Annotated in this window: 30 protein-coding genes; 20 read left to right on the top strand and 10 right to left on the bottom strand. The window is 71.9% G+C overall.

Annotated elements, in window-relative coordinates; translation table 11 throughout:
• Positions 1 to 52 precede the first annotated feature (52 nt).
• Together ABT034_RS31790 and ABT034_RS31785 are read left to right on the top strand one after the other, a co-directional pair.
• On the top strand, positions 53 to 697 hold the full coding sequence (locus ABT034_RS31790; protein WP_351220546.1) for a ParA family partition ATPase: 645 nt from the start codon (positions 53 to 55) through the stop codon (positions 695 to 697).
• Positions 694 to 1,806 carry a hypothetical protein gene (locus ABT034_RS31785; protein WP_351220545.1) on the top strand — a complete coding sequence of 371 codons (1,113 nt, stop codon included), beginning with the start codon at positions 694 to 696 and terminating at the stop codon, positions 1,804 to 1,806. The genes ABT034_RS31790 and ABT034_RS31785 overlap by 4 nt, the downstream gene beginning before the upstream one ends.
• A gap of 76 nt (positions 1,807 to 1,882) precedes the next feature.
• Here the strand turns inward: ABT034_RS31785 and ABT034_RS31780 are convergent, their stop codons facing one another.
• The 4 genes from ABT034_RS31780 to ABT034_RS31765 form a co-directional block, all read right to left on the bottom strand.
• The gene (locus tag ABT034_RS31780) at positions 1,883 to 2,584 is read right to left on the bottom strand and encodes a hypothetical protein (RefSeq protein ID WP_351220544.1); all 702 of its coding nucleotides are present in this window, start codon (positions 2,582 to 2,584) and stop codon (positions 1,883 to 1,885) included.
• Positions 2,585 to 4,930 carry a type IV secretory system conjugative DNA transfer family protein gene (locus ABT034_RS31775; protein ID WP_351220543.1) on the bottom strand — a complete coding sequence of 782 codons (2,346 nt, stop codon included), beginning with the start codon at positions 4,928 to 4,930 and terminating at the stop codon, positions 2,585 to 2,587.
• A gap of 324 nt (positions 4,931 to 5,254) precedes the next feature.
• Positions 5,255 to 6,856, bottom strand: coding sequence for a DUF2637 domain-containing protein (locus ABT034_RS31770; protein ID WP_351220542.1), 1,602 nt, complete (start codon positions 6,854 to 6,856; stop codon positions 5,255 to 5,257).
• Positions 6,857 to 6,870: 14 nt separating this feature from the next.
• Positions 6,871 to 7,056, bottom strand: a complete 186-nt coding sequence (locus ABT034_RS31765; protein WP_351220541.1) for a hypothetical protein — start codon at positions 7,054 to 7,056, stop codon at positions 6,871 to 6,873.
• Between the two features lie 309 nt (positions 7,057 to 7,365).
• Between ABT034_RS31765 and ABT034_RS31760 the strand changes: the two genes are divergently transcribed.
• From ABT034_RS31760 to ABT034_RS31690, 15 genes are all read left to right on the top strand, one after another.
• Positions 7,366 to 7,695: a hypothetical protein gene (locus tag ABT034_RS31760; protein WP_351220540.1), complete on the top strand. Its 330-nt coding sequence runs from the start codon at positions 7,366 to 7,368 to the stop codon at positions 7,693 to 7,695.
• A gap of 5 nt (positions 7,696 to 7,700) precedes the next feature.
• Positions 7,701 to 7,844: a hypothetical protein gene (locus ABT034_RS31755; protein WP_351220539.1), complete on the top strand. Its 144-nt coding sequence runs from the start codon at positions 7,701 to 7,703 to the stop codon at positions 7,842 to 7,844.
• A gap of 96 nt (positions 7,845 to 7,940) precedes the next feature.
• On the top strand, positions 7,941 to 8,228 hold the full coding sequence (locus ABT034_RS31750; RefSeq protein WP_351220538.1) for a hypothetical protein: 288 nt from the start codon (positions 7,941 to 7,943) through the stop codon (positions 8,226 to 8,228).
• Positions 8,225 to 8,509 carry a hypothetical protein gene (locus ABT034_RS31745; protein WP_351220537.1) on the top strand — a complete coding sequence of 95 codons (285 nt, stop codon included), beginning with the start codon at positions 8,225 to 8,227 and terminating at the stop codon, positions 8,507 to 8,509. The genes ABT034_RS31750 and ABT034_RS31745 overlap by 4 nt, the downstream gene beginning before the upstream one ends.
• A complete protein-coding gene (locus tag ABT034_RS31740) occupies positions 8,506 to 8,949 on the top strand; it encodes an ASCH domain-containing protein (protein ID WP_351220536.1) in 444 nt (147 codons plus the stop codon). The genes ABT034_RS31745 and ABT034_RS31740 overlap by 4 nt, the downstream gene beginning before the upstream one ends.
• Positions 8,946 to 10,142 carry a DNA cytosine methyltransferase gene (locus tag ABT034_RS31735; protein ID WP_351220535.1) on the top strand — a complete coding sequence of 399 codons (1,197 nt, stop codon included), beginning with the start codon at positions 8,946 to 8,948 and terminating at the stop codon, positions 10,140 to 10,142. Before ABT034_RS31740 ends, ABT034_RS31735 begins: the two co-directional genes overlap by 4 nt.
• Positions 10,139 to 10,561 carry a DUF4326 domain-containing protein gene (locus tag ABT034_RS31730; protein ID WP_351220534.1) on the top strand — a complete coding sequence of 141 codons (423 nt, stop codon included), beginning with the start codon at positions 10,139 to 10,141 and terminating at the stop codon, positions 10,559 to 10,561. The genes ABT034_RS31735 and ABT034_RS31730 overlap by 4 nt, the downstream gene beginning before the upstream one ends.
• Entirely contained in the window at positions 10,558 to 11,112 is a 555-nt protein-coding gene (locus ABT034_RS31725) for a DUF1643 domain-containing protein (RefSeq protein ID WP_351220533.1), read from the top strand. Before ABT034_RS31730 ends, ABT034_RS31725 begins: the two co-directional genes overlap by 4 nt.
• Complete coding sequence (locus ABT034_RS31720) at positions 11,109 to 12,197, top strand: DnaB-like helicase N-terminal domain-containing protein (protein WP_351220532.1); 1,089 nt, start codon at positions 11,109 to 11,111, stop codon at positions 12,195 to 12,197. The genes ABT034_RS31725 and ABT034_RS31720 overlap by 4 nt, the downstream gene beginning before the upstream one ends.
• 4 nt (positions 12,198 to 12,201) lie before the next feature.
• Positions 12,202 to 12,963 carry a hypothetical protein gene (locus tag ABT034_RS31715; protein WP_351220531.1) on the top strand — a complete coding sequence of 254 codons (762 nt, stop codon included), beginning with the start codon at positions 12,202 to 12,204 and terminating at the stop codon, positions 12,961 to 12,963.
• Positions 12,960 to 13,358: a hypothetical protein gene (locus tag ABT034_RS31710; protein WP_351220530.1), complete on the top strand. Its 399-nt coding sequence runs from the start codon at positions 12,960 to 12,962 to the stop codon at positions 13,356 to 13,358. Before ABT034_RS31715 ends, ABT034_RS31710 begins: the two co-directional genes overlap by 4 nt.
• Positions 13,359 to 13,389: 31 nt before the next feature.
• Positions 13,390 to 13,770, top strand: a complete 381-nt coding sequence (locus tag ABT034_RS31705) for a hypothetical protein (RefSeq protein WP_351220529.1) — start codon at positions 13,390 to 13,392, stop codon at positions 13,768 to 13,770.
• Positions 13,767 to 14,285 carry a hypothetical protein gene (locus ABT034_RS31700; protein WP_351220528.1) on the top strand — a complete coding sequence of 173 codons (519 nt, stop codon included), beginning with the start codon at positions 13,767 to 13,769 and terminating at the stop codon, positions 14,283 to 14,285. The genes ABT034_RS31705 and ABT034_RS31700 overlap by 4 nt, the downstream gene beginning before the upstream one ends.
• Before the next feature lie 83 nt (positions 14,286 to 14,368).
• Positions 14,369 to 15,871 carry a hypothetical protein gene (locus ABT034_RS31695; protein ID WP_351220527.1) on the top strand — a complete coding sequence of 501 codons (1,503 nt, stop codon included), beginning with the start codon at positions 14,369 to 14,371 and terminating at the stop codon, positions 15,869 to 15,871.
• A 127-nt stretch (positions 15,872 to 15,998) separates the two neighbouring features.
• The gene (locus ABT034_RS31690; protein ID WP_351220526.1) at positions 15,999 to 16,202 is read left to right on the top strand and encodes a hypothetical protein; all 204 of its coding nucleotides are present in this window, start codon (positions 15,999 to 16,001) and stop codon (positions 16,200 to 16,202) included.
• 39 nt (positions 16,203 to 16,241) lie between these two features.
• Here the strand turns inward: ABT034_RS31690 and ABT034_RS31685 are convergent, their stop codons facing one another.
• From ABT034_RS31685 to ABT034_RS31665, 5 genes are all read right to left on the bottom strand, one after another.
• Entirely contained in the window at positions 16,242 to 16,523 is a 282-nt protein-coding gene (locus ABT034_RS31685; RefSeq protein ID WP_351220525.1) for a hypothetical protein, read from the bottom strand.
• Entirely contained in the window at positions 16,523 to 17,998 is a 1,476-nt protein-coding gene (locus ABT034_RS31680; protein WP_351220524.1) for an exonuclease domain-containing protein, read from the bottom strand. Before ABT034_RS31680 ends, ABT034_RS31685 begins: the two co-directional genes overlap by 1 nt.
• Positions 17,999 to 18,150: 152 nt before the next feature.
• The gene (locus ABT034_RS31675; protein ID WP_351220523.1) at positions 18,151 to 18,804 is read right to left on the bottom strand and encodes a hypothetical protein; all 654 of its coding nucleotides are present in this window, start codon (positions 18,802 to 18,804) and stop codon (positions 18,151 to 18,153) included.
• 121 nt (positions 18,805 to 18,925) lie between these two features.
• Complete coding sequence (locus ABT034_RS31670) at positions 18,926 to 19,843, bottom strand: hypothetical protein (RefSeq protein ID WP_351220522.1); 918 nt, start codon at positions 19,841 to 19,843, stop codon at positions 18,926 to 18,928.
• A 100-nt stretch (positions 19,844 to 19,943) separates the two neighbouring features.
• Positions 19,944 to 20,183 carry a hypothetical protein gene (locus ABT034_RS31665; RefSeq protein WP_351220521.1) on the bottom strand — a complete coding sequence of 80 codons (240 nt, stop codon included), beginning with the start codon at positions 20,181 to 20,183 and terminating at the stop codon, positions 19,944 to 19,946.
• Between the two features lie 72 nt (positions 20,184 to 20,255).
• Between ABT034_RS31665 and ABT034_RS31660 the strand changes: the two genes are divergently transcribed.
• Positions 20,256 to 20,474 carry a hypothetical protein gene (locus ABT034_RS31660; protein WP_351220520.1) on the top strand — a complete coding sequence of 73 codons (219 nt, stop codon included), beginning with the start codon at positions 20,256 to 20,258 and terminating at the stop codon, positions 20,472 to 20,474.
• A 4-nt stretch (positions 20,475 to 20,478) separates the two neighbouring features.
• On the opposite strand, the gene ABT034_RS31655 is transcribed toward ABT034_RS31660, so the two are convergent.
• A complete protein-coding gene (locus ABT034_RS31655; protein ID WP_351220519.1) occupies positions 20,479 to 21,309 on the bottom strand; it encodes a recombinase family protein in 831 nt (276 codons plus the stop codon).
• 135 nt (positions 21,310 to 21,444) lie between these two features.
• On the opposite strand from ABT034_RS31655, the gene ABT034_RS31650 reads away from it, so the two are divergent.
• Complete coding sequence (locus ABT034_RS31650) at positions 21,445 to 22,392, top strand: hypothetical protein (RefSeq protein ID WP_351220518.1); 948 nt, start codon at positions 21,445 to 21,447, stop codon at positions 22,390 to 22,392.
• Positions 22,389 to 22,988, top strand: a complete 600-nt coding sequence (locus ABT034_RS31645; RefSeq protein ID WP_351220517.1) for a hypothetical protein — start codon at positions 22,389 to 22,391, stop codon at positions 22,986 to 22,988. The genes ABT034_RS31650 and ABT034_RS31645 overlap by 4 nt, the downstream gene beginning before the upstream one ends.
• The last annotated feature ends 9 nt before the right edge of the window (positions 22,989 to 22,997 follow it).

Raw genomic sequence — 22,997 nt, 5'->3', positions numbered from 1 at the left:
GAAGCGGGCGTCCGTGATGTGTTGATCTCAGCGCTGCCCATAGGCTCCCGACATGCTCATCGTGAATGCGAGTCCCAGAACCATGGGGAAGACGACGGACACCGCCTGGTTCGGGCACGCCCTCCAGGAGCACGGCTACGACGTCGAGGGGTTCGACGCCGACCACAGCCAGCAGTTCCGGGCCTGGTCACTGGCGGGGAAGTTCACCTTCCCGGTCCACCTCAACGCCAGCTCCCGCTTCCACGAGGAGGTCGAGCTTCCCGAGGGGAAGATCAGCCTCGCGGACTGCGGGCACAGCGAGAACCACCCGGCAGTCACCGACAGCTTGTTCAAGGTCGCCGACCTGGTGATCCTGCACATGTCGCCGACCCGCGCGGACTGGCTGCGCGTCGAGAAGCCGGTGGCAGACACACCGTTCAGCGACATCGTGAAGCGCAGCTCAGTCTTCCGTCCGGACGGCAAACCGCCGACCACGTGGGTGCTGCTCAACCGGTGTTCCCCCAACAGCCCGCGCGACAAGGGCATGACGAAGTACTACGCCGAGCGCATGGAGCGCGCGAAGTGGAACGTCTTCGACACTGTCATCCCGAACGTGGGCCAGTACGCGCACAGCATGAACTTCCCGATCACCGGAGCGAAGGACTCGCACTTCGGTGACCTGGTCGTCGAGATGAAGGAGAAGGGGCTGCTGCCGTGAGCGCCAACTACAAGAAGCTCATGGAGGAAGAGGAGCGGGAGGAACGGGAGCGGGCGGAGCGCGAGGCCGCCGAGGCAGAGCCCGAGACCACCGACGAGCCCGCGGCTGCAGAAGCCGCCGCCGTGGCCATCCCCTCGCCGGCCGGAGAGGTCGACACCTCGCCGCCGCCCCCGCCGCCGGAGCCGTACCGCCCCCAGCCCTTCACGCCGGACCTGATTCCCGAGCCCGTCGAGGTCGAGGCCGAGGGCGAGCTAACGCCCCAGGAGGTCGACGACCTGGAGCACTGCGAAGCCGCATTCGCTCACGGCAACCGGGCCGAGTGGATGAAGTGGAAAGCCGCGCACGCCATCCGTGCCCGGAACCTGCACCGGCAGGGCGGGCGGACGTGGGCGGACTACTGCCAGGACCGGTTCGGGGAGTCGGAGTCGGAGGTCAACCGTCGCATCCAGCAGTGGCCCCTGCTCAAGGCCATCACCGAGCAGCAGGACCGGCCCCGCGCGATCCCCGACTCCCACGTGCAGCAGCTGCTGCCGATGGTCGAGCAGCACGGCCAGGACGTGACCGCCCGCGCGTACGTCGCGCTGCGAGGGTGGGCCGCCGAGCGTCGCCACCGGGTCACGGCCACCGTGGTCGACGGCCTGGTCGAGCTGGCACGGGCCGCCGAAGTTCCGGCGCTGACGACCTCGAACACCTTCCAGCTGGCGATCGAGGCGAAGCCGAAGCCGAAGGCGACACGGTCCAGGAAGAAGGAAGCGGCCCCGGCCCCGGCCCCGGCCGCGGCCGAGTCCGCTCCGGCGGAGGCCGAGGCCGCCGCGCAGGAGCAGCCGGAGCCCGAGGCCGGAGGTCACCCAAATTCGGGTGACTCGACGAACGGAACCCCGGCCGGCGAGACGACGCCCGCCGACGGCGACGAGTCGGTGGTCGACGCCGAGATCGTGGACGACACGCCCCCGCACCGGGCGGTCCAGACGCGTGACCTGCTGCAGGGGATGCTGGCCGCGATCGAGTCGGGGGCGCTGCAGGACGCGCCGGACGAGACGTTGAAGGACATCAGCACCGCCGCCCTGTCCGTCGCGTACGCGGTCGACGAGGTCCTCAAGGGCCGGTAGCGGTCGAGACCCGGGCAACGCGGAGGGGGAGTCACCCAAATTTGGGTGACTCCCCCTCCGCATGGTGCCGCTGCGCTCAGTCGGTTTCCTTGTCCGGCTCCCGGCGCTTGGCGATGTTGCGCTCCACGTACTCGAAGAAGCCCGGGTCCGTGAAGTCCTCGATGGTGAACGCCGGCGGCGCCGGGTGCGGGTTCTCCGGTGTGGGCTGGACCGGCACCGGCACCGGGTGCTTCGGCTTCTTGAGGTCGTCCCGGGGAAGGCCGCAGTCCTTCAACTCCTCCTTGAGGAGGGTCTCGACCTGCGGCCAGAAACGGAACTCCCACTCCAGGGCCCGGGTCGGCGGCACCTTCGTGGTCTCGTACGACCACTCGTGCGCCCCGCGCAACGCGGTCAGAACGATGCGCACGCGGGTGTGGCGGTACCAGCAGGGCTTCCACACGTCCTGGGCATAGATGGGCCACAGGATGTTGTGGCACCACTTCGTCAGCCAGTCCCACAGCTCCCGGGCCTGGTCCTGGTCGATGTCATCGGTCCAGTTCGGGGAGACCCCGGGCCAGTCCGGTTCGGGCTCCGGCTCCGGTTCGGCCTGCAGCGCCGCGAACGCCTCAGTGATCGCGGCGAGCTGCTCCTTGTGCTCACCGACCTTGTAGGCCAGCCCCTCCAGCAGCTCCTTGAGCTTCTGGTTCTCCAGGTCCGAGAGGCGCTTGCGGGCATCGGAGACGTTGCCCGTCAACGTCAGCAGCATGTCGCCGACGCTGACCTTCATGTCGTCAGCCACTTAGAACCCCGTCTCGTCGTCGTCGCCCCAGCTGTCGTCCGCCACCGCGGTGTCGTCGGTACCGGTCTTGCGCAGCGGCACCGCCGCCGGCACGGTCCCGGCGGGCTGCTCCTGCGGCTGCTGCTGCGGCGGAACCTGCTCCAGATGCCGGGTCGGTGCGAAGTCCGGCTGGTCGGGGAAGACCGGCGGGTGCTCGGGCATCGGAGGCACCGGCGGGACGACCTCGCCACGCACGACCTGCAGGTGGTCGCGCGGGCCGGGCAGCGGGCCGGACGCCCAGCCGCTGGCCGCCGGGTCCGCCGTCCACGGGCTGGGGTCAGCCGTCGGAGCCGACGGGGCCCACGGGCTGGCAGGCTCCGGCGGGGCCCACAGGTCCGCCGGGTCCTCGACGAGCGGCGCGGCCATGGGCGGGGCGTAGGCGGGCACCGTGGCGTCCTTGTGCTTGCGCGCCTTCATCGCCGCCTTGGCGTCCCGCTTCCCCTGCTTGACCACGGCCTTGAAGTCCTTGCGGTCCCACACCGCCTGGTAGCGGACGACGACCGGCCCGCCGATGTTGCGGCGCAGGACCAGGATCTGGCCCGGCTCCAGGTTCATGATGTCCGCCGGGGTCATGGTGTCGACCTCGACCCAGGTGTACGAGGAGGACTGGCGCATGGTGCCGTCCGGGCCCGGGGAGTTCGAGTGCGACTCCCTCTTCTCCTTGTGCCGGCCGCACAGCTCCGAGATGCCCTTGAGGTCCTCTTCGTCGGACATGCCGCCAAGGATGAGCTTGACCATGTTGGTCCAGATCGTCTTCGCCGCTTCCCGGCCGTAGCGCTCCCGGATCTGCGAGCGCGACTGGAACACGGCGTGGATGGCGATGCCCAGGCCCCGGCTGTCCGAGGTCCACTTCTCCAGCGGTACGGAGCAGATCAGCGCCGCTTCGTCGAGGATCAGCGACCAGGGCGCGTCCAGGCGCCCGCCGGGCTGCAGCGGGGCCATGTCCCGGGCCTCTTCGTAGATCTCACCCGTGAGGCAGCTGAACAGCGGGCCGATGCCGCCCCGGCCGGTGTCACGGCCGAGCAGGTACAGGGTGTCCTGCGACTGCAGGTAGCCGCGGATGTCGAAGAGCCCGCTGCCCTTGTGCGCGTCCTGGATGACCCGCTGGACCTGCGGGGTGTCGAGGAACATGAAGGTCTTGGACAGCGTCCCGAAGACGTTCTCACCGGTGGTCGGCTTGCCCTCGACCTTCTGCACCTGGAGCAGGTCGTCCTTCCAGCCGCTCGGGGCGACCGGCCGCGAGGGGTTGTAGGGGTCGGGGTGCTCGTACTTCTCCAGGATCTTGATGGCTTCGTGGTTGCGGAAGCTCTTGGACCAGCGAGCCACGTCCATGAGGGTCAAGCCCTCCGCGTCGGCCGCCCACAGGAACGCCTTGAGCACCGAGTAGCTGGCCGTCTCCCAGAAGCTGCGGTTCTCGACACCGCGCGTGGCGTCGGAGCCGTCGAGCAGGTAGTTGGCGCGGCGCATGGCCCGGTCGACGCCGTGCTCCGGGTCGGAGCAGCCCATCACCGGGTCCCAGGCCACGTTCGAGGCCCGGCCGCCGATGTCCTGCGGGTTCCAGATCAGGATGCGGCCGACCCGGGCGCGCAGCCGCTCCGTGTGGTCGACGATGTCCGGCTTCACCGAGGTCGCCAGGACCGCGCCGGGTGCGTCGATGATCCAGTTGGCCAGCTTCGCGGTCTTGCCCGAGCCGGGCGGGGCGACCATCACGGAGCTGTCCTCGATCGCCATGTACAGGTGCAGGCCCGTCTTGCGGTCCTTGCCCAGGTAGGTGCCGACCGCGTTGGTGTCCACCTTCCGGGCCGGGACCTTGGCCAGGCTGGGCCGCAGCACGTGGCGCTTCTTGACCAGCTGACGGGGGCCGAGCGCCTTGCGCAGCGTGCCCTTGGGGGCGAACCCGTCGGTCTCGCGGGTGAAGTCGAACTCACCCTTGAACTTCATGTATCCGGCGCCGACCAGGCCGACCCCCAGGGCCGTCACCAGCAGCGGCTGCGCCTCGAACAGCGTGCCACCGGCATCGACGATGCCCCCGAAGATGGTCCCGAGCATCCCGCTGGGGTCGGTGTCCTGCGTCGTCGTCTCGGCCGCGAGCAGGGTGGCCGGCACGGACAGGGCCGTCAGCCTCACCGTGGGCCGGTGGAAGACCGGGCGAGGGGTGAACAGCACGTTCTTGAGCGCGTCGCCCTCGATGGGCTTCCAGGTCTCTTCCGGCTTCCCGGCCGCCGAAACGTCGGTGTCCGGGACCTGGTTGACGACGTGCTGGTCGGTCGAGTCGATCAGGACGCTGGCCTTACTGTTGTCGTTCACGAAGGTCCTTTCCTTCGGGGTCCCGGTGGTGCTGCAGCCGCCAAGCTCTTCACGCACCACCGGGGCCACTCCTGTCTGTATATGTCCCTGCACTGACAAGTGCCGCATGGTTATCGCCGATCGTTACGGACCTACTGCGCACCGCTGCGCAGCCTCCCGCCGGGCGGGATGACGTGCGCAGACTGCCCGCCAGACCGGACACCGTCTGGTGTCCGTGCCCGGTGGACGGGCCCGCGTCGATCGCCCCGCCCCGAGGGGTGGTGGTCGCCGTACCGATCACTGTGGAGCGGTTGGCCTGTGGATAATTTCCGCTGACTCCGGAGGTCACTGGCCACCCTCCGAGCCCTGCTCCTGACGGGGCGAGGGAACCTCCGTGAGGTCCTTCTCGTACTCCGCCAGCAGCTCTTCGCTGATGTGGGTGCGCCGCACCGTGTCGAGCTTGAGCGCGTTGCCGCTGGCCTCGACGATCGCCGCCGCCAGCGGACGCCCGCGCAGCGCCCGGGTCTCCGCCGGAAGGCTGCGGTAGGTCTCGGCGACCAGGTCCCGCGTCGCGTTGCCCCAGGTGCGCACCGGCTGTGCGCCACCGTCCTCGACGAGGTCCTCGACCTTCGCCTGCACCCGCGCCGGCGCGGTGCTGCGAGCCGGAGCGGCAGCAGCAACGGGCTCCGGCTGCTGCGGGATCTCGTACACCGGCTCGACCTGCTCCGGGCCCGGCTCGACGACCTGCTCCGGCTCGACGTAGGGCTCAGGCTGCTCGACGGGCGCGGGCTGCGGCTGCGCGTACGGGCCGTACCCGCCGCTGTAGGCCGCCTCCGGGACCGACGCCTCGACCTGCTGGTCGTAGGAGGCCACCGGGTCGCCGTAGCGGTGCGCGGGGCCGTAGGGCTCCGGCTGCTGGGCGCCGTACGGGGCGAAGTCCTCGCCCTGGTCGTACGCCGTGCCCTGCTTCTGCCAGAAGTCGTCCGGCACGGACGGGGCCGGTTCCTCGACCGGCTCGAACTCCGGCTCCTCGAACTCCGGGCCCTCGAACTCCGGCTGCTCGCCCTGCGGCTGCGGGGCTTCCACCGCCGGCCGCTCCTGCTCCGGCTCGACCTGCGGCAGCTGCTCCGTGCCCGCCTCCGGCTGCGTGCCCTTCTCCAGCTCCGGCCGCTGCTGGGGCTGGAAGAGCGCGGGAACCTCGCGGCCGGTGGCGATGAGCACCGCGGGCACCGTCTCCGACAACGGCTTGCCGTAGCGGGCCAGCCGCAGCGGCATCAGCAGTTCGACGGGGGCGCCGCCCTTCTTCCCGGGCTTGGCCGCCTTCCGCCAGTTCTTCCCGAACTCCGACTCCAGCCAGGTCTGGTACACGTACCGGTCCTGCTCCAGCTTGATGACCTGCTCGTAGCTGCGCAGCTCCCAGAGCTTCATACGCCGCCACAACAGGAACGTCGGACCGGGCGAGAGCAGCCAACGGCTCAGGCGCACGCCATCCATGTGCTTGTCGGCCGTGATGTCGGCGACCCGGCCCACCGCGTGGCGGGCCGCCTCGACCGAGACGACGAACAAGATCGGGATGACCGCGTGCATACCGACGCCGAGCGGGTCGGGCCAGGCCGCCGCACCGTTGAATGCGATGGTGGCCGCAGTCAGCAGCCACGCCGTCTGGCGCAGCAGCGGGAAGCGCATCCGCATCCAGGTCAGCAGCAGATCGAGCGCCAGCAGCACCACGATCCCGGCGTCGATGCCGATGGGGAAGACGTAGCTGAAGTTCCCGAAGTCCTTCTGCACCGCGAGGTCGCGCACCGCGGTGTAGGAACCCGCGAAGCCGATGCCCGCGATGATGACGGCGCCCACGACCACCACGCCGATCAGGCGCTTGTGCGTCTTGGTCAGCGTCGGGGGCCTGTTGGCCGCCGAGGTCGTTTCCTCGGTTGTCTCGGGGGTCATTACTCCTTCTCTCGTCACGCGTTCCGCTTGCTCAGGTATTCGTCGAGGGCCGCGTCGACCAGGTCCTGCAGGCTGACGTCGTGGCCGGCGGCGTAGAGCTTGGCCCTCTTACGTACGGACACGCGGACGCGGGCGGAGAAGTTGGTGCGCTCCTCCGTCTCGGGCGCCTGCTGGTCCTGGGGTTCGCCCTGCTTCGGCACTGTGGCTCCTGGTGTGGGTCGTTCCAATGTTGCGAGCACCCTATGGCCCTTCGTTGGCTTCGTGGCTTGTGGACTTGTACGGCAACTGTACTGCCAACATCCACGTTTGCCAACATCCCAGAAATCGCGGATTCCAGAATGTTGACAAGCTGGCCGCAAGGGAGGTTAATGGAAGAGCGAGAGAGGGGCCCGGGGCTTGCAGGCCCTGGAACCCCTCTCTCCACCGGGGCTTGCAGGCCCCGGCGTCATCCCGGAACGGCGCGTAGGACCGCCTTCCGGATTGGGACACCCCTACTTGGAGGGATCTCCGTGAACCAGTCTCTCAGCCTCATCCCCGGCGCCGACATCAGCGTCGACGACTTCCCGGCCCTGCGCCTGTCGCCCGAGGGCATCCGCGCTCTGCCGGTCCTCACCGGCCCGCGCCTCGCGGTCGTCGGACGGATCGGCCCGAAGTGCCGCGACTGCCGCGACTTCGAGAGCGTCGTCACCCGCACCGGCATCGTCACCTGCGACAACCCGGTGCACGCCGAGGCGAAGCCCCAGCTGCCCATGCGCCCCACCCCGCACGAGCGGGACGGCCGGCAGGACTCCCCGGAGCCCGCCCGCCCGCACCGCCGCGCCGCGCTGCTGGTCGGCTGACCGCCGTGCGTACCGCGATCGGTACCACCGCCGTCATCCAGGACCCCGCCGCGAGCGAGTCCCTGCGCCGCGCCCAGGAGGCCGCCGCCGACGCGCAGCGCGCCGCCGAGGCCCGTGCCGCGATCGAGCGCGCCCGTCAGGGCAGCTGACCGCTCCCTCTACCTCGACCCGGGCGGACGAGCGACCTGCCCCGCCCGGGTCGAGCCGGACCCCCCCGTCTCTTCTCTCCTTCGCCGGAGGCTGCTGTGCGTTCCACCTCGCGCGTCATTACGACGCTCGCCACGTTCCTGTTCGTCTCCCAGGCCCCGGTCGCCGAGTTCGCCAAGAACCCGGCCCGGACCCGCGAGCTGGTCCACGAGACCGCCGACCGACTCGGCCCAAACGGCGCCGCCGACGCGGTCGCCGAGGTCGCCTACGAGTACGGCCGGCACCCCGAGACCGCCGCCGCCCACATGCGCGCCTGCCTGCTCGCCGTCGAGTCCGCCGACTTCCGCACCTTCGTCCCCGCCGCGCGAGTGGCGGTGTCCCGATGAAGGTCACCGAGAACTTCACCGCCGAGCGGATCACCGCCCTGGTCGCCATCCTCGCGGGCACGCTGGCCGCCCTGCTCGCCGTCCACGTCGGCACGGGCATCGGCAACACCATCGGCGCCGCGTTCCTCACCTACGTGGCCACGATCGTGGCCGTCGCCGTCAAGGTGCCGCTGCAGCTGGTCAAGGTCGTCACCGCGAGCGGCCGGGGCACGATCATCGCGGTCGTCATCACGGCCATCGTGCTCATCGGCATCGCCAAGGCGTTCCGGGGGCTCGCATGATCCGCGCGCTGACCGTCCGCCAGCCCTGGGCCAGCGCCATCGCCCACGCCGACAAGCGGATCGAGAACCGCACCTGGACGACCCCGCACCGGGGCGCCGTCCTGATCCACAGCGCGGCGAAGCCCGACCAGCACGCCAACCAGTACGCGCCCATGACCGCCATCGTGCGCGGGCTGCAGCTCGACCTGGGCGCCGTCATCGCCGTGGCCCGGATCGTCGACTGCCACCCGGACGATGGCGAGTGCGCCCCGTGGGCCATGCCCGGCCACTTCCACTGGCAGCTCGACCAGGTCACCGCCCTGCCGCTGCCCGTGCCCGCCACCGGCGCGCTGCAGCTGTGGACGCCGCCGGAGCAGGTGCTGGAGACCGTGCGCCTGCAGCTGGACGACACCACGGCCGCCGCCCTCGCCACCGATGCCGAGTGGGAGGGCGCGCGATGAGCACGGTCAACCACCTGTTCACCGGAGGCGGGGGCGACCTCGACGGCTTCCGTGGCGCCGGGTTCCGCGCCCGCTCCGCGTTCAACCACGCCCCGCCGGCCGTCGCCACCGTCCGGCTCAACTTCCCCGGCGTACGCGCCGAGTGCGAGAACGTTCACACGCTCGACATGCGGCGCCTGCCCTACGCCCGGGTCCTGGTCGGCTCCCCGATCTGCAAGGAGGCCGCGCCGGCGGGCGGGAACAGCGCCCCGCAGGTGGCCACCCTGGACGACGCGGTCGAGGAGGCCGACGACGTCGTCGAGCAGGACGACCTCAAGGCCCGGCCCGCCAGCTGGTCGCAGACCCGGGCCACCGCGTGGGACCTGGTCCGCGCCGACGAGTGCGGCCAGTACGACGTCATCGCCGGGGAGAACGTCCCCGGATTCGCCACCCGCTGGAACCTGTTCGACGACTGGCTGCGGATCTGGGACAAGCTGGGCAAGTTCCCGACGCTGGTGTCCTTCGACGCCGCGCACCTGGACGGCGAGGACTTCACCGCGGCGCCGCAGCACCGCCACCGCATCGCGTTCGTCCTCGCCCGCAAGGGCCTGCCCCGCCCGGACCTGCGGCCCCGGCCCCGGGCCGTGTGCGAGCACTGCGGCGACGTCCGGGCGACCCAGCAGTGGGCCCGCCCGCGGATGCGGAAGACCGCCACGTACGGCGAGGGCTACCGCTACATCTGCCCGAACCGGCGCTGCGGGCACCGCGAGGTCGTCCCGCTGACCCGGCCGATCGGCGACGTCCTCGACCTGTCCGCGCCCACCCGGCGCTTCGGCGACGGCAAGCCGGGCAAGAAGTTCCGCCCGTACGCCGCGACGACCCGGGCCAAGGTCGAGATGGGGCTGCGCCGGTACGAGGGCAAGCCCTTCCTGGTCATCCTGCGCAACCACAGCACCGTGCAGAGCCTCGACGAGGCCGCGCCCGCATTCACCGCCGAGGGCAACCACCACATGTACGTGGAGCCCGCCGGCATGACGCTCGACGAGTGCCGGGTGCGGATGTTCACCAACCGCGAGAAAGCCCGGGGTCAGGGCTTCCCCGACTCCCACCAGTTCGCCGGGACGTCCACCGAGGTCAACCGACAGATCGGCAACGCCTTCCCGCCCCCGTCCGCCCGCTGGCTGGCCGAGCGGGTCCGGGAGGTGCTGGCATGAGCGCCGCCAAGCGGTTCGACCCCGAGATGAAGGGCGGGCTGCAGCTGGGCCTGGACCTCTTCGAGGAGGAGCACCAGGAGCAGACCGCCGCCACCGGGCCCACCACCGTGGTGTGCCTCAAGGGCCGCCGCGACGACCCCGAGATCAAGGACGTCGTCTACGTCGGCCGCCCGATGTACCAGGGCGGATGGCACCTCGCCGGTCACCTGCTCGCCAACCCCTTCAAGGTGGGCAAGCACGGCACCGCCGAGGACGTCGTCGCCAAGTACCGCGTGTGGCTCGACCAGCACCGCGACCTGGTCGAGCGCGAGCTTCCCCGGCTCAAGGGCCAGCGGCTGGGCTGCTGGTGCCCCGAGGGCGAGCCGTGCCACGCGCGCGTGCTCGCCGAGCTGGCGGACGCGGCGGAGGTGACGCCGTGACGCTCCCCGAACAGATCCAGGCATGGGCCGCCGACCAGGGCCTGACCCATCAGCAGGGCGACGCCGGCACCGCCGTGTTCAGCCCCGACCTGGTCCACCGCTACGCCCTGACCCGCACCTGGGCACCCGGCCCGCACCGCGTCTACGTCCTGCTCAACCCGTCGATGGCCACCGCCGACCAGGACGACCCCACGGTCCGGCGGCTGGTCGGCTTCGCCCACCGCGACCGTTGCGGCGGGCTGGTGCTGGCCAACCTGTTCGCCGTCCGGTCCACCGACCCCAGCGTCCTCACCACCGGGCTGCTCGACACCGTCGGCGCCCACAACGACGCGCTGCTGCAGCTACTCGCCGAGGCCGCCCACGACCTCACCGTCGGCTGGGGAGCATGGGGCAGGCTCCAGCGCGCCGCCACCGTCGAGAAGGCCCTCACCGCCCACGGCGCCCGGCTGTGGGCCCTGGGCACCACCAAGGCCGGGCACCCGCGCCACCCGCTCTATCTCCCGGCAGTCGCGCCCCTGCACCCGTACGAGCCGGGCGGGGTGGCCCGGTGAAGAAGCTGACGCTCAAGGCCGAGGAAGCGCTGCTCGGGGCGATGCTGCACCGCCCCGAGGCACTTCCTTCGATGCGCTGGATACCGCCGGGGACCTTCTCCCGCCCGGACTACGCCGCCCTGTGGCAGACGCTGCACTCGATCGACTTCTCCAAGGTCGCCCCGAACGACGTCCCGGCCGCCGTCACCGCGGCCGTGGCGAAGATCGAGGAGCCGGGCATCCGGCAGACCCTCACCCCGTCCCGCCTCTCCGTCCTCGCCAACGCCAGCGTCTGCCCGAACCCCCGCACCGCCCCGCTGTACGGCGGGATGGTGCTGGAGGCTGCGATCCACCGGGCCGTCGAGCACGCCGGCGAGACGCTGCGGGACACCGCCCGTCAGGCCGAGGTCGACCAGGCGCTCAAGGCACTGGAGCAGGCCGACCGGACCGGGCAGCGCCTCGCCCAGCTGGACGCCGCCTGGAAGACCGCACCGGAGACCGTGCGCAACCTGCTCGACACCACGCCCGAGCAGGAGGTCACCCCGGTGCCCCGCACCGAGCGGGCCCGGGTCGACATCCAGGCCGAGGGCGAGACCGTCGCCTCCCTGCTCTACGAGCCCCGCCAGCTGCGCGAGGTCACCGGCTGGCTGGAGGGCCGGGACTTCTCCCACCCGCAGCTGGCCGCCGTCTACCAGGCGATGCGCACGCTCGACGAGCGGCACGCCCCCATCGACCCGCTGACCGTCGTGTGGGAGGCCCAGCGACACCCCGGGCCGCAGCCCAGCGACCAGGTCCTCGCCGAGCTGCAGGAGGCCGGGATGGGCGGCACCGCCGCCTATACCGCCGAGCAGGTCCTGCACACCGCCGCCCTCGACCGCCTCGACGCAGCCGGTCACGACCTGCGCAACTACGCCCGCCACCCGGCCCTGCCGGTCTCCGCCCTGGTCGACCACGCCGGGCAGGCCCTGGAGCCGGTCCAGGCCGACCAGCAGCGCATCCAGCACGCCGAGCGCGAGCCGGAGCTGGCCAGCGACAAGGAGCCCGCCCCACCGGCTCCCGCCCACACCCCCGACGCCCCCGCCCACCAGCACGAGATGGAGATGTGACCCCATGAACGAGCCCACCCCCTTCGACCCGACCACCTACCTGATCAGCCGCGAGCAGCAGATCACCGCCCCGTACCTGCCCAGCGTCGAGCCGCTGCCCCCGGTGAAGTCCGCCGGCCGCGCCCTGTGGGAGCACTTCGGCCGCCTCGCGCCCGGACTGGTCACCACCGCGGCGACCGCGCTGGCGTGGGGCTGGCACGAGCAGCTGCCCGACGGCTCGACCCAGCCCCTGTGGATCAGCGGAGGGCTGGCCGCCCTCGCCGCCGCGGCGGGCACCGTGTCGGCCGCCAAGCAGCACGGCGAGGCGGAGACCACCCGGTTCGCGTTCGCCGCCGGCGGGACCCTCGCCCTGCTGGGCGTGGCCGCCTGGACGCCGGACTCCGCGCTGCGCGCCCTGCTGTGGCTGGTCGGCACCGCAGCGGTCTACGCCGTGTGCGCCCCGCTGTGGCGCGGCGACCGCCGCCTGGAGCGCGAGCAGCGCCACGAGCGCGTCATGGCGGAGACGGAGGCCCGCACCGAGGTGGCCGTCGCCATGATCGAGGGTCAGACCCGCGTCGCCGAGAAGGTGTGGGAGCACCGCACCGAGGTGGCCCGGGTCGAGGCCATCAGCAAGACCGTCGAGGCGCTGGTCGCCGCGAGCGACGCCCGCGATACCCGCGCCGTCGCGCCCGGCGACGAGCTGAACGTCGCCGCGCTGCTCAAGGCCGCCGGGCACGAGGCCCCTGTCGAGCTGGCCGCCGCCGAGCGCGAGGAGCGGCAGCGGTGAAGCCCACCGCCGCCGTCGGGCGACTGGTCAGGCAGTGGCGCGGCCACGTCGTGGAGGTCTCCCCGAAGGGACTGTCCATCGACGGCCGCACGGTCGACCCCGCGCCGCTGACCGAACGCGATGCCGTGAAGCCCGCCGACGACCCGCGCGCACACCCCTCGCTGCAGTTCCTCGACGGCGGCTCCCTGGTCTACCGGGGCCACGTCCAGGCCGAGGTCCACCCCGGCCAGGAGGTGACCGTGCACGGCCCCAAGGGCGCCGAGTGGCCGCCCGCGCCCGCCCGCGAGCCCGAGACCGCGCCCCAGCCGGAGCGGCACCTGCGGCTCGTACGCGACGAGCCCGACGCCGGCCCCGCGCCGCCGGAGGTCGACGACGACCTCGACATCGACTTCTGAGACCCCGCCACCGAGAAGAAGGGACCCGACCGTGAGCGACACCCAGACCGAGGACCAGGACGTCCGCGAGCACCAGGAAGAGGTCGCCGGGTTACTCCCGGCCCTCGCCCAGCTCGACCGGACCGCCGCCGAACTGCAGGAGAAGACGGCGTCCGGCCAGGAGGTCACCGCCGCCGACGTCAGCACCTACGAGCAGCAGGCCGCCCACGCCCGGCACCTGGTCGACGCGGCCGGCGCGGACCACCGCGAGGTCGCCGAGGCGGAGAAGGAACACCGCGGCGACGGCGACAAGGGGTTCGCCACCCGGGCCATGGACCACGCCGCCCACCCCCGCAGCTTCGAGCCCACCCCGCCCCCGGCCGACAACGGCCAGGACCGCGACCGCGACGACGACGAGGAGATCGACCTGTGAACGGCGAGAAGCACAACGGCGAGCAGCAGCAGGCCGAGGACCCGTGGGCGCCCGTCACCGTGACCGCCGACCAGCCCGCACCGTATGACCAGCAGCAGGCCGCCCACCAGCGCCAGCTGACGGCCGCCGGATACGGCGAGGAACAGCGCACCCGGTACATCGAGGAGTCGGGCGAGGACCCGGAGTACGCCGCGTGCGTGTGGGACGAGCAGATCGTCGCGGGCGCGGAGGCCGCCGGGATCATCCCGGAGAACCCGAGGCCGTTCTCCCCGGCCGAGGAGGCGACGCACGCGGCCCGCGACACTGCGATCAGCGAGTTCTGGACGCAGCACCCCGAGTACGACGTGTTCAGCAACTCCCCGGAGAACCAGGCGCTCTTCCGCCAGGCGATGGAGCACGGCGACCAGAAGGCCCGGGAGGTCCTGGGCGACGAGGTGGCCGAGCACCTGCTGAGCAGGCCGCAGGAGCCCGCCGAGGAGCCCGCCCGCCAGGACGACGAGGAGATCGACCTGTAACACCCCGCGGCCCGTCGGCCCGCCCGAAGAACCCCGGTGGAAACTGTCCGCCGGGGTTTTTCGCGTGTGAGTACGGTGCTGATATGCAGATCAACGGGGTGGAGCAGCGAGGACACGTACTTCTCATCGCCGGGGACACGGCCATGCGCCGTCGCACCATCCAGATCGAACCCAGCGCGAACCTTGCCGCCCTGTCGATCGTCCCCGTGCCGGTCCTACTCGGCAGCGACGTCCCCAGCGACACCACGTATCTGGACGGCGTACGCGACCAGAACGCCCTGCTGACCCGGCTGCGCGCCGCCGCCGCAACCCCCGGGCCCCTGCTGGTCTACCTCTCCGGCCGTCTCACCGTCGACCGGCGCGGCCACCAGCTCTACCTCGCGCTGGCCGGCACGACCGCGTCCACCGCCCGGTACACGGCTCTGCCGTGGGAGTGGCTGGGCACCGAGCTGCGCAACCGCCCGCCGGGCCTGACCACCGTGCTGCTGGACACCGCCGCCGACAAACGCTCTTGGCCCCTGCTGCAGGAGTACGGCTCCCTGCCCGCCCCCAGCTCCGTCGAGGTGTACGGCACGGTCGTCCCGCCCGGCTTCACCGACCCCGGCAACAGCCACGTCAGCACCTACACCCGGGCCTGGATCGAGCAGCTGCGCCGCAACCCCCAACGGCCCACCAACGCGCGGCTGCACGCGCTGACCGTGGGCGCCGCAGCACTGCCGCCCGGCGCGCTCATCGTGCCCACCGCCCACGAGATCGGCGCCCAGCAGCCCGCCGCCCGGCCGCCCCAGACCAACGTGCAGCGCATCCTCGCCGGGGACATGGACTTCATCCGCGAGCTGCGCGAGCGCGCCGCTCCGGCCCGGCCCGCGCCCGCCCCACAGCCCCAGACCCCAGCGGCACCCGCCGCGCCCGCACCGGCTGCGCCGTCGGTCGAGTCGCTGCAGTTCCCGCCGCCGACCAGCCCGGCCCCAACCACGGCCCCGGCCCCGCAGGTTTCCCGGCCGCCGTGGCAGCAGCGACAGCACGCCGCGCCGGAGCAGCAGCCGGTCCGAGCCGCTCACCCCGACCCGCAGCCGCCCGTCGCGCCGTACGTCCCGGCGCAGGCCCCGGCGCCGGTGCAGCAGCCCGTCGTGCAGCAGCAGCCCGCACCGGACCAGCAGGACCCGCGCCCGCACGTCTACGCCCTCGCCCAGCGGGGGGAGTTCAAGGAGGCCGCGCGCCTCGCCCAGGCGTGGGAGACGCACACGCTGCAGACGTACGGCATCGACTCGCCGCACGCCACGCAGTGGGTGGAGATCCGGGCCGACCTCGCCAAGCTGCAGGGCAACTTCCTGCTGGCGACGCAGCTGTGGATCAGCGCGGGGCGGACTCGTCTTGCGCACCAGTCGCCCGACGCCCCCGAGGTCCTCAGTACCGCCAAGAGCGCCCACTACTGCTGGACGCAGATCAGCGAGCCGCGCCAGGCCCGCGAGTGCGGACCCGAGCTGATCAGCCTGCTGCGCGCCCTGCCCTCACTCGACCGCAGGCACCTGTCGGTGGCGCAGCAGCGTCTGGAGTTCCTGCACAACGTGCCCAGCGGAAGCTGACCAGCTTGCCGGGCGGGAGGCTCTGACCTGCACCGCTGCCGGTGCTCTTATAGAAATGGGCCCTCGGATGAGGGCCCTTTCTGTTCAACTCGCCCGCTTCGTGGCGTTGTCCGTACGATCAGCGCTCATGAGCACCGCACGCCGGCCGCTGGGCCACGGCCCGCAGCCCCAGGCCCCCGCCGCTCCCGCGCCCGGGGTCGAGGTCACCCGCCGGGTCCGCGCAGCCGAGGCCGACGTCGACAGCACTCCGCTGTACCGGCCGGGCGGGCTGGAGCACCTCGCCCAGCTGCGCGAGAGCGGTGTGCTCGGTCCGGGGACGCCGCCCGCGTGAGCTGGGCAGGTTCCTGTTTTCCGACCGGTGATGAGGCGCTCAGCGCGGAAGCCGGCGCCCGCGACCCGCAGGCAGCGCCCGCCGCTGCACCGGCCGGTCCTGCTGCGCCTGGTCGTCGCGCTCGACCGTGACCTCGACCTGGTCGGCGACGTCGGCCAGGACCTCGATGTAGATGCGGCAGCCCGTCCCGCGCCGGTTCGGCACCGGGCTGGAGACGTCCCCGACCCGGCACTCCGGCCAGGCCCGCAGCGCCCGCACGACCGCGTTGGCCGTGCGCTGCACGTCGTCGGAGTCCGAGCCCATCAGGCGAATCTGCGGCATCAGGCCGCCTCCCCTTCGTCCAGGCCGCCGCCGACGGCCGCCAGCTTCTCGTAGCTGCGCCCCATGGCCCGGAGGAAGTCCAGAACCGCACGGCAATCCCCCGCGGCCCGGTGCCCGCCCTGCAGGGGCTGCCACCGGTTGTTCCCGTGGTACTCGCTCCAGTCCCCGACCCAGTCGCTGTACGGGACCATCACGTCCTCGACGTCCAGCGCCTCCAGCCAGGCCGACGCCTGCCTGCTCGCCGCGGCGACCGCCCGCTCCCGCAGTCCACCGGGCTCGACGCCGGCGCTCACGACCTCCCCGGCAACGTCCTGCGCCGCACGGTCGAGGTAGTGCAGCGTCAGTTCGTGCCGCAGCACGCCGACGTCGTACCACTTGTTGTAGATCAGCACCCGCTTGCCCTTGAGCAGGTCAGCGAGCCGCACGGCCAGCTCCGAGAACCGGGGCGCCCCCGCGACGTCGGAGTCCGTGATCCCGTGAATGTCCGACGCCCCGGCCGGGATCGGCACGCCCGGGTCGAGCAGGGTGTCGAGCAGGACGTCCCCCGCCGAGGACAGCACGGCCAGCTCGACGATCCGCGCATCGTCGCCCAGGCCGGTCGTCTCCGTGTCGAGGACCACCACGTCCGGGTCGACGAGCGCCTCCGCCGCCCACCGCACCCGAGCCGCAGCCGCCTGCCGCTCCCGTTCCGCCCGCTCCCGCTCCTGCCGCTCGTACCGCTCCTGATACTCGGCACGCAGACGCTCCTGCTCCTGCTCGTACGCCGTGGCGCACGGCGGACACCGCCGCGACCAGTCAGGCCACCACGACGAATCCGGCAGCCCCGTGCGCTCCGGGTTCAGCAGCCAGGCCCGTTCCTTGAGCCAGGCCCGCGCCCGCGTCTTGGAGCCCAGCCGCGTGGTGCAGCCGTCGCCGACGCACACGGTCACCTCGACCAGCCACGCCTCGACACGCTCCCGCTTCGCCTGCAGCTGCTCCTGTCGGCAGGTCTGGCAACGGCGGTGCCCCTTGGGGTAGGGACGCTCCCGGACCGTGCTGCAGCCCGCGCACGTCCGCACCAGCAGCCGCAGCCGCTCCTTCTCCGCCCGCTCCCTGCACGGCGAGCACGGCCCGCGCAGGATCACCTTGCGGACCTTGCCGCACTCCGGGCAGGTGCGCCGCGCCGCCATCCGGGCCTTCGTCGAGGAGGGCAGGGGCTTCATCTTCACCGCCGCCGCCGGGTCATGGAGCGGCACGTCGCCGTAGTCGCGGGTACGGACGTACGCCAGCGGAGCCTGCTCCTGCTCCTCCGTCGTGTTCAGCCGGTCCGCCGCGAGTTGGGTTTTGGTCCGCAGGTACGGCGGTGCCTGCCCCCAGCCGTAGACGGGGACGCCGGCGGTGTGGCCCAGGGGCTTGCCCTTGGCAACCCGGGACGGGTCCGCCTCCGTCCGGCTGGCCGGGATCTCCGCCTCCGCCGCCGTGGTGGTGGTGCTCACTCATACCTCCGAGGGAATCCAGGGAATTGAAACCGTAGCAGTCATAAACCCAATTCGCCGCCTTTCCAAACATTCCCGTTGACGTGAATGCGCGGCCGGAATTGACCCCTATTTATCGTGCGCGCGGAGCCGGATTGCAGTAAACGACGTCGTTACTTATCCCCGGTGGGAGCCAAGTCGCTCGCGTCCGCTTCCTGGGGGACCGGCCAGTGGTCCTCGACCGCCTCCCGGGCGATCCTGCTCGACGGGTAGAGCTTCTCCGCCAGCCGTTCCCGCTCCTCCCGGGCCGCTTCGCTCAGGTCCCTCGACGGGCCGATCAGGTTCTTCGCCTCCAGTTCCTTGAGTACCGGCTCAGACACTCGCCAGGCCGCCGTGCGGAGTTTCAGCACCAGGTCCTCATTGAGCGTGAACGCCCTTTCCGCCGTGCCCCTTTCGCAGCCAGACAGGCACGCCGGCCACCGTCCCGACAGGGACAACCGGGTGCGTTCCGTACGGGACAGCGGCAGCCACGGCCCCGCCAGGTCCGGCAGCTGCAGCCGCTCCTGCAGGGCACGTTCCATCAGGACGTCCAGGGCAGGCCAGCGGGTAGGCCGCAGGTCCGCGGCTTCCATCCGCGCCTGCCGGCGCATCCGGGCGACTGCCCGCTCCCACTCCACCGAGCCGACCGGCTCCGTCAGCGAATCCGCTCGTTCTTCCACCTGGTCATTTACGAACGCCGTTTCGGCTTCCCGGTGCTGCTTTATCAGCAGCCGGAGACGCCCCGCTTGTTGCACCGAGAGTTGCAGCGTGATCCTTTTCCTGGCCATGTGAACTAGTAAACGACGTCGTTTCATGCACCACAAGCGCGCCACCGCCTAATAACAAGCCCAGCGGCGGCGCCCGGCTGGAAAACCGCAGCTCAAAGCAACAGCGCCAGCAGAAGAGGGATCAGGCAGGTTCAGCCGTATCGACGGCGACCGGCGGAGTCTCGGCGATGACGGCGCGGCGCAGCTGCTCCAGCTTCGGGGGCAGTAGGCCGGCGAGCCCGTACCGGGTCCGGCCGCGCCGGTAGCTGGTGATCAGCCCGTTCTCCTCCAGCGGCATCCCGGGCGGACGGTTCAGCACAGCTCCCTCGCGGCCGGGGTCGCCGTCGTGGTTGTGCCACAGAGAGACCCACAACCGCGAGGTGCCGTGGGCGCGTTGGGCCAGTTCCGCGCGGACCGGCAGCCACCGCCCCAGCGCCGCGCGGCTCACGGGGGACAGCTCGAACCACTCGCCCTCGCCCTCCGGGTCGCCGCCGCCGCGCTGCGGACGCCGCTCGACGTACACCGCGGTGTTGCCCGGGGCGAGGTCGTCCAGACGCAGCTCGACCAGCTCCCCCGACCGTGGCGCCGCGTCGAGCACCAGGGCGAGCACCGCGGTGAGCCGGGTCTGTCCCAGCGGCATGTGGCCCGCGAGGTCCTGATCGAGCTGACGCCGCAGGGCCGCCAGGTCACCGAAGGCCGGAGTCGGCTGGAGCGGAAGCGCCCCGCCGCCCAGCTCCAGCGCGGGCAGGCCGAGCGCCTCGCGCAGCGCGTCGAGGACCTGCCTGCGCACTTCGTTGGTCGCCTCCGACGTGGGCGGACGCTGGCCGTCGACCAACCGGGCACGCAGGGCGCCGGATTCAGCGAGGCGGACGTACGGGCCGAGCGCCTCTTCCTCCAGCAGCCGCCGCAGGCTGCGCCGAGCGGGAACGGGCAGAGCACCGCGCGCCAGGGCCCGCGCCAGTTCGCTGCGGACCATGCCGAGCTGACGCCGCCGGGCCTCGCCGACGACCAGGTCGTCGAGGAGCCGGTCCAGGGCGGTGATCGAGGGGTACTCCGGCACGCGCCGATTGTCGCCTACGCCTGCCGCCGCCGCGCGACCCTCCGGGGTTTCTGGACTTTCTGGACCCCCCTTTATGCGCGCACGCGTACGCGCGGGCGGGTCACCGGTCCCGGCGGGTCAGGACGGCGATCCACCGGACCAGCCCGGTGCGCACGGCCGCGAGCGCGAGCACGCCGAGGGCCATGTCCCAGGCCGATCCGGGATCGAAGCCGTGCCCGCCGACGACGAGGGTGTCGAGGAGCAGGCCAGCCAGCAGCCAGGCGTACAGCTCCCGCCAGTGCCGCGCCCAGAGGACGGAGCGGATCGAGCGACGGGGCAGGTGGGCGTTCGTCCAGTTCATAGCCGGACCGTCACACCGAAAGCGGACACCCCCGCTGGATAGGCTGTGGGCCCCACCTGGAAGGACTGCTCGATGCCGAAGCCCACCACCGTCACCTGCACCCGGTGCCGGGCCAGCGCGCCGATCCCGGAAGACCGGGACCACCGGCCGCTGTGGGAGGCGGGGTGGCGCTGGATCGGCTCGCAGAACCTGTTCTCCTGCCCGCCGTGCCCGCCCGTGATCGTGGTCGACGAGCAGGGACGGCACCGCCGCGGCCCCGGCGCCGAGGTGCAGCCGGTGGCCGCCGCGTAGCGGTTCAGCGCACGCTGCTGCCCAGGATCTTCGAGGCCCGCGTACGGCGGGTCTCTTCCTTCTTCGCGGCACGGTCGAACGCCGAGCGCTGCCGGTTCGCCTCGCGCGCGGCCGGGTCGATGATCCGGGCCACCGTGGTCGGGTGCCACTTCCCGCCCCGCTTCGAGGGCTTCTCCTGTTCGTTGAGCCGCCGGCAGATGGCACGGGCGCCCAGGCCCTCTTCGTCGTGCCACTTGAGGATCAGGTCCTCGATCTCCTTCTCCGGGTCGAGGTCGACGAGTTCGTTGTCGACGGCCTGCTTGCCGAACGGCGGGGCGCCGAAGGCGTAGCCGCCCTGTTCGCCCTTGGTGTCGCGGCCGTCGCGGAGCCGCTTGCGGATGAGGCCGCGGTCGAGCTGGTGGAAGACACCGCGCATCTGCCGCATGGCGGTGCGCATCGGGTCGTCTTCGTCATCCTCCAGGTGCTCGCCGTGGTCGGCGGTGAAGACCCGGCCGCCGAGCGCCCAGGTGTAGGCGAGGACGGCTTCCTGCACGGTGAGTTCGCGCGCGAGGCGGTCGAGGTTCGGCGCGAGGATGCCGTCGGCCCGGCCGTCGGCGATCCACTCCATGGCGTCCATCAGCCCGGTGCGTTCGTCGATCGTGGACTTGCCGGTCCGTCCGCCCTTCTCGTCTCCGTCGGCGACGACGTGCACGATCCGGTGGCCGGCCATGCCGTTCCACTTCCGGCAGTCGCGTTCCTGCGCCGGGAGGCCGTAGCCGTCGACCGCCTGCCCTGCCGTGGAGACGCGCAGGGCGATGATCAGGCGCAGACGCTCGCGCGGAGTGGGGTTCACCATGATCCCGAGCGTACACATCTATAGGTATAGATGTAACACCCAAGGTCAGAGCCGAATTACGCCATACGGGGTACCGATCCGGTCAACTGTCAAGGTTCTCCTGACGTAAGGGGCTGTCAAGGCTAGCCTGACAGTATGGAAGCAACCGAACCCGCCGAGCGTGAGCGCCCCCCGGCCCTCGCGCCGGCCGACGAAGCGATGCTCGCCCGAGCGCAGACCCTGCGCGAGATCACCGACGCAGCTCTGCGCGACGTCGCCCAGCTCTACCCGGCCGACGACCACGGCAGCCTGCTGCGCGACGCCCTCTTCATTCACGGCCTCACCGAGCGGCTGGTCGACCAGGCCGTCGTCGCCGAGCGCGAACGCGGCGCCAGCTGGACCGACATCGGATACGCCGCCAGCAGCTCCCGGCAGGCCGCCCACGAGCGCTGGACGAACGACGTCGGCGCGTGGGTCCTCATGGAACGCCGGCGCACGGGCATCGGCAACGGCCCGGCCGACGCCGCCACCCACGCCCGCTACCTGGACGACTGGTACGCCGACCTGGTCGGCGAACAGGAGGCAGTCAGCTCCCTGCTGCCCTCCCTCGCGGACGAGACCGCCCGCGCCGAGGGCGACGCGCGCCGCGTCGAGGCCCGCCAGCTCCACGACCGGGCCGAGGAACTGCGCAAGGAGATCGACACCGCATACAACGAGTCGATGGCCGCCACGGGCACGCCCGCCGCCAAGGAAAGGCGGGAGGTGTGGGCCGCCAAGCACCTCGCCCGCGCCGAGGTCTACGAGCGCCTCGCCGTCGTCGAGGAGCCCGTCGCCCCCGAGCACCGCCGCCGCGCCGCCACCCAGCGGACCCTCGCGCAGGACATCGCCCGGGACCGCGCCCCGGAGAGCCTCCCGGCCGACGGCGGCACCCGCGAGCAGGTGTACGCCGCGTACACCGAGCTGACCGACGAGGAGCGCAGCGGCTCCAAGCGCACGGTGGCCGCCCTGCTCGCCAAGCAGCTCGACATCAGCGAGGCCAGCATCCGCAAGCTGCTCGACCCCGTGATCGAGGCGTACCGCGTCAGCAAGGAGACGAGCAAGTGACCGAGCCCGAGCCCACCCAGGAACAGCTGACCGCCCAGACCGAGGCCGAGATCGCACGGTTCAAGGAGGCGCTGCCCGCCTCCCGCGAGATCAGCACGACCGGTGAGCTGGCCGCCCTTGCCGCCGCCCTGCCGGCGGACACTCCCCTCTTCGTCGAGGAGCACGTCCGCGTCGACCAGGTCCTGCACCCCGACCCCGTCGAGGTCGTCGTCGCCCACATCGCCGGCGCGATGGTGCGGCTCGACCCGGACCAGCCCGACGGAGTCAGCCGGATGATGCCCGGTCTGGGCCTCGCCACCGTCCGCGTCGACCGCAGCCAGGACGCGGGCGCCGAGTTCGACCGGGGCGACATGGAGCCCATGGACCTGCTCGCCCGCGCCGAACTGCGTCTGGTGACCGACGGCAACGTCGAGGGCGGGATCACCGACGTCGCCGACGTCATCGCCATGGTGGCCCGGCTGCTGGAGGAGGGAGCCGGGTTCCTCGACAGCGAGCACGACGCCTACGCCACGCTCCAGGTCGAGATGTCCCGGCTGCGCCACGCCGCCGAGCGGCTGCGCAAGGTCGCCCCGATCGCCCAGAAGGCCAGCGAGTAACCCACCCCG

It is taken from the genome of Streptomyces sp. NPDC002773, assembly GCF_040295605.1.
GTDB lineage: Bacteria > Actinomycetota > Actinomycetes > Streptomycetales > Streptomycetaceae > Streptomyces.
This window is presented reverse-complemented; position numbering and strand designations above follow the sequence as displayed.

Excerpts from the sequence above, each read along its gene's own strand:
- ABT034_RS31790 (WP_351220546.1), top strand. The coding sequence starts at position 53 with ATGCTCATCGTGAATGCGAGTCCCAGAACCATGGGGAAGACGACGGAC.
- ABT034_RS31770 (WP_351220542.1), bottom strand. The coding sequence starts at position 6,856 with ATGACCCCCGAGACAACCGAGGAAACGACCTCGGCGGCCAACAGGCCC.
- ABT034_RS31745 (WP_351220537.1), top strand. The coding sequence starts at position 8,225 with ATGAAGGTCACCGAGAACTTCACCGCCGAGCGGATCACCGCCCTGGTC.
- ABT034_RS31740 (WP_351220536.1), top strand. The coding sequence starts at position 8,506 with ATGATCCGCGCGCTGACCGTCCGCCAGCCCTGGGCCAGCGCCATCGCC.
- ABT034_RS31735 (WP_351220535.1), top strand. The coding sequence starts at position 8,946 with ATGAGCACGGTCAACCACCTGTTCACCGGAGGCGGGGGCGACCTCGAC.
- ABT034_RS31730 (WP_351220534.1), top strand. The coding sequence starts at position 10,139 with ATGAGCGCCGCCAAGCGGTTCGACCCCGAGATGAAGGGCGGGCTGCAG.
- ABT034_RS31715 (WP_351220531.1), top strand. The coding sequence starts at position 12,202 with ATGAACGAGCCCACCCCCTTCGACCCGACCACCTACCTGATCAGCCGC.
- ABT034_RS31695 (WP_351220527.1), top strand. The coding sequence starts at position 14,369 with ATGCAGATCAACGGGGTGGAGCAGCGAGGACACGTACTTCTCATCGCC.
- ABT034_RS31690 (WP_351220526.1), top strand. The coding sequence starts at position 15,999 with ATGAGCACCGCACGCCGGCCGCTGGGCCACGGCCCGCAGCCCCAGGCC.
- ABT034_RS31685 (WP_351220525.1), bottom strand. The coding sequence starts at position 16,523 with ATGCCGCAGATTCGCCTGATGGGCTCGGACTCCGACGACGTGCAGCGC.
- ABT034_RS31675 (WP_351220523.1), bottom strand. The coding sequence starts at position 18,804 with ATGGCCAGGAAAAGGATCACGCTGCAACTCTCGGTGCAACAAGCGGGG.
- ABT034_RS31665 (WP_351220521.1), bottom strand. The coding sequence starts at position 20,183 with ATGAACTGGACGAACGCCCACCTGCCCCGTCGCTCGATCCGCTCCGTC.
- ABT034_RS31660 (WP_351220520.1), top strand. The coding sequence starts at position 20,256 with ATGCCGAAGCCCACCACCGTCACCTGCACCCGGTGCCGGGCCAGCGCG.
- ABT034_RS31655 (WP_351220519.1), bottom strand. The coding sequence starts at position 21,309 with ATGGTGAACCCCACTCCGCGCGAGCGTCTGCGCCTGATCATCGCCCTG.
- ABT034_RS31650 (WP_351220518.1), top strand. The coding sequence starts at position 21,445 with ATGGAAGCAACCGAACCCGCCGAGCGTGAGCGCCCCCCGGCCCTCGCG.